Annotated in this window: 3 protein-coding genes; all 3 read right to left on the reverse strand. The window is 71.0% G+C overall.

Annotated elements, in window-relative coordinates; translation table 11 throughout:
• Nucleotides 1-2,866, reverse strand: a 2,866-nt coding sequence (gene gcvP / locus P2P98_RS05180; protein ID WP_275797837.1) for an aminomethyl-transferring glycine dehydrogenase, incomplete at its 3' end; no start/stop codon positions are given.
• Complete coding sequence (gene gcvH, locus P2P98_RS05185) at nucleotides 2,863-3,237, reverse strand: glycine cleavage system protein GcvH (RefSeq protein WP_275797839.1); 375 nt, start codon at nucleotides 3,235-3,237, stop codon at nucleotides 2,863-2,865. The genes gcvH and gcvP, both read right to left, overlap by 4 nt.
• A partial coding sequence (locus tag P2P98_RS05190) for a glycine cleavage T C-terminal barrel domain-containing protein (RefSeq protein WP_275797841.1) occupies nucleotides 3,234-4,152 on the reverse strand: 919 nt, incomplete at its 5' end. The genes gcvH and P2P98_RS05190, both read right to left, overlap by 4 nt.

Genomic DNA, 4,152 nt, shown 5'->3' on the forward strand with positions numbered 1-4,152 from the left:
CCGGCGGCGGACACGAGCACACGAGGTTGCGGTCGCCGTAGGCCTGGTCGATGCGGCGCACCGGGGGCCAGTACTTGCCGCGGATGATCGATCGCACGGGGTACACCGCGGTCTCGCGCGAGTACGGGTGCGCCCACTCCCCCACGACCACCGTCTCGGCGGTGTGCGGGGCGTTGACCAGAGGGTTGTCGTCGGCGGGCCACTCCCCCGCGGCGACCGCGAGGGCCTCCTGCTTGATCGCGATCATGGCATCCACGAATCGGTCGAGCTCGGCGAGGTCCTCGCTCTCGGTCGGCTCGACCATCAGCGTGCCGGCGACCGGGAACGACATCGTCGGCGCGTGGAAGCCGTAGTCGATGAGGCGCTTCGCCACGTCGTCGACGGTGACACCGGTCTGCTCCTTGAGGGGGCGCAGGTCGAGGATGCACTCGTGCGCGACGAGACCTCCCTCACCCGCGTAGAGCACCGGGTAGTGCTCGCGCAGGCGCGCGGCGATGTAGTTGGCCGAGAGCACCGCCGCGGCGGTCGCCTGACGCAGTCCTTCGGCTCCCATCATGCGCACGTACGCCCATGAGATGGGCAGGATGCCGGCGGAGCCGTGGGGGGCCGCCGACACCGGTCCTCCGTCGAACACGCCGCCGGCGTGCTCGGCACGCTGCGAGAACGGGTGCGACGGCAGGTACGGCGCCAGGTGCGCCTTCGCCGCCACCGGACCCACGCCCGGTCCGCCACCGCCGTGAGGGATCGCAAACGTCTTGTGGAGGTTCAGGTGCGAGACGTCGCCGCCCAGGTCGCCGAAGCGCGCGAAGCCGAGCAGGGCGTTGAGGTTCGCGCCGTCGACGTACACCTGGCCACCGGCGTCGTGCACGGCCTGGGTGATCTCGAGCACGTCGTGCTCGTACACCCCGTGGGTCGAGGGGTAGGTGATCATCAGGGCCGAGAGCTCCGCCGCATGCTGCGCGATCTTCGCGCGCAGGTCGCCGAGGTCGACGTTGCCCGCCTCGTCGCACGCGACGACGACGACCTTCATGCCCGCGAGGATCGCCGACGCCGCATTGGTGCCGTGCGCCGACGACGGGATCAGGCACACCGTGCGCTCGGTGTCGCCGTTCGCGAGGTGGTAGCCGCGGATCGCGAGCAGGCCCGCGAGCTCGCCCTGCGAGCCGGCGTTCGGCTGCAGCGACACCGCGTCGTAGCCGGTGACCTCGGCGAGCCAACGCTCGAGCTGCTCGATCATCTCGAGGTAGCCGCGCACGTCGGCCTCGGGCGCGAACGGGTGCACGCGCGAGAACTCGGGCCACGACACCGCCGCCATCTCGGTCGCAGCGTTGAGCTTCATCGTGCACGATCCGAGCGGGATCATGCCTCGGTCGAGCGCGTAGTCGCGGTCGGCGAGGGTCTTGAGGTACCGCATCATCGCCGTCTCGCTGCGGTGCGCGTGGAAGACGGGGTGGGTGAGGTACTCGTCGTCACGGTGAAGCGCGTCGGCGACGCCCCGCAGGGCTTCGCCCTCGGGCAGCTCGCCGGCGGCCAGACCGAATGCGTCGAGGACCGCCGCGATGTCAGCATCCGTCGTCGTCTCGTCCACCGAAACACCGACCGTCGCATCGTCCACCCAGAGCAGCTGATAGCCGCGCTCGCGCGCACGGTCGACCACGTCTTGCGCGCGCCCCGGCACGTGCACGCGCACGGTGTCGAAGAACGCGTCGCTCACGAGGGTCAGGTCGTACGAACGCAGAGCGGATGCCAGGGCATCGGCCTTCTGCGCGACCCGGGTCGCGATCGCTCGGAGCCCGTCGGGCCCGTGGTAGACCGCGTACATCGCGGCCATGACCGCGAGCAGCACCTGGGCGGTGCAGATGTTCGACGTCGCTTTCTCGCGGCGGATGTGCTGTTCGCGCGTCTGCAGCGACAGGCGGTAGGCGGGGGCGCCGACGGCATCCTGGGACACCCCGACGAGACGGCCGGGCAGCTGACGCTCCAGGCCCGCGCGCACGGCCATGTAGCCCGCGTGCGGTCCGCCGAAGCCGAGCGGCACACCGAAGCGCTGGGTCGTTCCGACCGCGACGTCGGCACCGAGCGACCCGGGCGAGCGCAGCAGCGTCAGCGCGAGCAGGTCGGCGGCGGCGACGACCAGGCCACCGTTCGCGTGCACGGCCTCGGCGACGGCCGAGAAGTCCCAGATGCGCCCGGTCGCGCCGGGGTACTGCACGAAGGCGCCGAACGCTGCGGGGATCTCCCCCTCGAACGACGTCTCGACGATCTCGATGCCGACGGCCGCGGCACGGTGGTGCAGCAGCGCCTTGGTCTGCGGCAGCGCGTCGATGTCGACGAGGAAGACGTCGGTCTTCGCCTTCGACGCGCGACGCGCGACGAGCATGCCCTCGACGACCGCGGTGGACTCGTCGAGCATCGACGCGTTCGCCGTCGCCAGACCCGTGAGGTCGGTCACCATCGTCTGGAAGTTGATGAGCGCCTCGAGGCGGCCCTGCGAGATCTCGGGCTGGTATGGCGTGTACGCCGTGTACCAGGACGGGTTCTCGAGGACGTTCCGCGCGATCACCGACGGCGTGAAGGTGTCGTAGTAGCCGAGGCCGATCAGCGGCCGCGCGGAACGGTTCGCCGTCGCCAACTCGCGCAGCTCGGCGAGCGCTTCGGCCTCGGTGGCGGCGACGGGGATGTCGCTCGTCTCACGGGGACGGACGTGGATGGATGGCGGGACGGCGGTCTCGACGAGCGCCTCGACGCTGTCGTACCCGACGACCTCGAGCATGTGCGCCTGGGCGTCGGGACCGATGCCGATGTGGCGGTCGGTGAAGGCGGCCGGGGTCCCCGCATCCGTGCGAGGAGGAAGGACGGAGGTCATGCGGTGAGGTCCTCGTAAGCGGCGCGGTCGAGGAGGTCGCCGGGAAGCTCGCCCTCGACGCGGATCTTGATGAGCCAGCCGCCGGCGAAGGGCTCGGCGTTGACCAGGGAGGGGTCGTCGACCACGGCCTCATTGATCTCGACGACGGTGCCCGTGATCGGCGCGTAGAGCTCTCCGACCGACTTGGTCGACTCGATCTCGCCGCAGACGTCGCCCGCGGAGACCGCGGAGTCGGCGCCGGGCAACTCGACGAAGACGACGTCGCCGAGCTTGTCGGCGGCGAAGTCGGTGATGCCGACGGTGGCGACGTCACCGTCGATCGAGATCCACTCGTGCTCGGACGTGTAGCTGAGGGCGGTGAGGTCGGTCATGCGTTTCTCCGGTAGAAGGGAAGGGCGGTGACGGTCGCGGGGATGCGGGTTCCGCGGACGTCGATGGTCAGTTCGGTTCCGAGTTCGGATGCCGCGGGCGCGACGAATGCCATCGCGACGGGGTGGCCGAGGGTGGGGCTGAGGGCGCCGCTGGTGATCTCGCCGACGGTGTCGTCGCCGTGCAGCACCGAGTAGCCGGCGCGACCCGCGCGGCGGCCCTCCGAGACGAGACCGACGAGGACCGGGGCATCGGCGGGTCCGGACGACAGGCCGTCCTTGCCGACGAACGACTCCTTGTCGACGGCGACGACGCGGCCGAGACCGGCCTGGGCGGGCACGATGTCGCGCGACAGCTCATGGCCGTACAGCGGCATGCCGGCCTCGAGGCGAAGCGTGTCGCGCGCGGCGAGTCCGCACGGGACGAGCCCGCGGTCGGCGCCCGCGGCGAGCGCGGCGTCCCACAGGGCCGCGGCCCGCGCGGTGGGGATCATCATCTCGTAGCCGTCCTCGCCGGTGTAGCCGGTTCGGGCGACGAAGAGCGGCGCCTCGTCGAAGGTGCCCTCGGTCCAGGCGTAGTAGCCGAGCTCGTCGAGAGCGGTGCCGGTGATCTCGACCCCCGGGGTGGAGCTCAGGATGCCACAGGCCTCAGGGCCCTGCAGGGCGATGAGGGCGTAGTGGTCGGTGACGTCTTCGACGCGGAAGCCGGTAGAGCCGGCGACGAAGGCGAAGGAGCGGGGTCCGGTCCCTTCGACAGGCTCAGGGACCTCGGTTGCAGCGGAAGCGTCGGCCGCTGAGCCCGTCGAAGCGTCCGACGCGGGGGTTCCGGTCCCTCCGACAAGCTCAGCGACCTCGGTTGCAGCGGAAGCGTCGGCCGCTGAGCCCGCCAGAGCGTCCGACGCGAGGGTTCCGGTCCCT

It is taken from the genome of Microbacterium sp. Kw_RZR3, from assembly GCF_029222405.1.
Lineage (GTDB): Bacteria > Actinomycetota > Actinomycetes > Actinomycetales > Microbacteriaceae > Microbacterium.